This is a genomic window from Monashia sp. HAY1-2A, from assembly GCF_056755315.1.
Genome location: NZ_JBNDHY010000304.1, coordinates 1 through 1,279, shown reverse-complemented (window position 1 = coordinate 1,279; position 1,279 = coordinate 1). Strand labels below are relative to the sequence as shown.

The following is a 1,279-nucleotide window of genomic DNA, read 5'->3' as shown; positions in this document are numbered from 1 at the left end:
TGGGCGGTCAGCGCGAGCCAGGCGACGCCGGTGCGGCCGCGGTAGAGCCGGCCGTCGCGGGAGCGGGTGCCCTCGGGGTAGATGCCGAACGCGTCCCCGTTCTTGAGCACCTCGAGCGCGGCGTCGAGGCTCTCCTGGGCGGCGGTCGGTGAGTGGCGGTTGACCGGCACCATGCCGACGGCGCTGAAGAAGCCCTTGCGCAGCAGCCCCCCGACACCGGGCCCGGTCCAGTACTCCTCCTTGGCCAGGAACCGCACCTGCCGCGGCGCCGCGAGGGGGATCGCGAACGAGTCGATGAACGACAGGTGGTTGCTCGCGACGATGACACCGCCCTCGCGCGGGATGTTCTCCTTGCCCTCGATCGTCGGGCGGTACAGCGCGTGGGACAGCGGGTAGAGCACGGACCGCCCGAGGCTGTAGAACATGGCGCCAACTGTAGGGCTACCCGCCGGTCGCGACCGCTCGTGCCCGGTCCGCGGCCAACCCCGGCACCACCGGGGGTCAGGCTCGGGCGCGCACGGCCCACGCGGTCGCGAGCACGTGGAACGGGGCGTCGGGAGCGAGCTCGCGGCAGTGTTCGCGGAGCGCGGCGCGCCGGTCCGGGGCCAGCGACTCGACGTAGTCGCCAGCAGGGCCGACGCCCAGCGTGTACGGCTCCCACCACTCCTCGAACGTCTCGTGCCGCACCGCGACCATGAACGAGGTGTCCTCGATGCCGGTCAGACCGGCGGCGTCGAAGAGCAGCGCGAGGCTGCCCTCCGAGGCGCCCGGCTGGTCACCCTCGCCGGGGGCGTCGGGGTCGAGGTCGGCGGCGGCCCGCCAGAAGAGGGCGAGCGGACCGGCTCCCCCGGCGTGGTCCCAGACGCACGCGGCCACGGTGCCACCGGGTCGCGTCACCCGGGCCATCTCGCGCAGGCCCCCGACCGGGTCGGCCATGAACGGTACGACGAGCTGGGCCAGGGCGAGGTCGAACAGGTCGTCGCGGTACGGCAGCTGCTCGGCGCCCCCCACCTGGACGTCGAGGGTGGGGAACTCCTGGCGCAGCACGGCGACGAACGCCTGTGTCGGGTCGACGGCGGACACCCCGTCGACGCCGAGGCGCTCGACGAGGACGCGCGTGAGAGCGCCGGTGCCGCAGCCGACGTCGATGGCGTGGCCGGGGCCGGCGTCGACCCCGGACCAGTCCGCGAACCGCCCGGCGAGCGGCCCCGAGTACCGCCCCATGAACAGGTCGTAGGCGTCCGCCGGAACCTCGAAGGTCACGCCCCGACGCTACGCC

The 1,279-nt window shown here is 74.2% G+C and carries 2 protein-coding genes; both read right to left on the bottom strand.

The genetic code is table 11. The annotated features are described in order from the left end of the window. Positions 1 to 425 (bottom strand): lysophospholipid acyltransferase family protein (locus tag ACPYOM_RS21980; protein ID WP_481347587.1); only part of this gene is annotated, 425 nt, incomplete at its 3' end. A gap of 76 nt (positions 426 to 501) precedes the next feature. Further along, the gene (locus ACPYOM_RS21975) at positions 502 to 1,263 is read right to left on the bottom strand and encodes a class I SAM-dependent methyltransferase (protein ID WP_481347586.1); all 762 of its coding nucleotides are present in this window, start codon (positions 1,261 to 1,263) and stop codon (positions 502 to 504) included. Positions 1,264 to 1,279 lie beyond the last annotated feature (16 nt).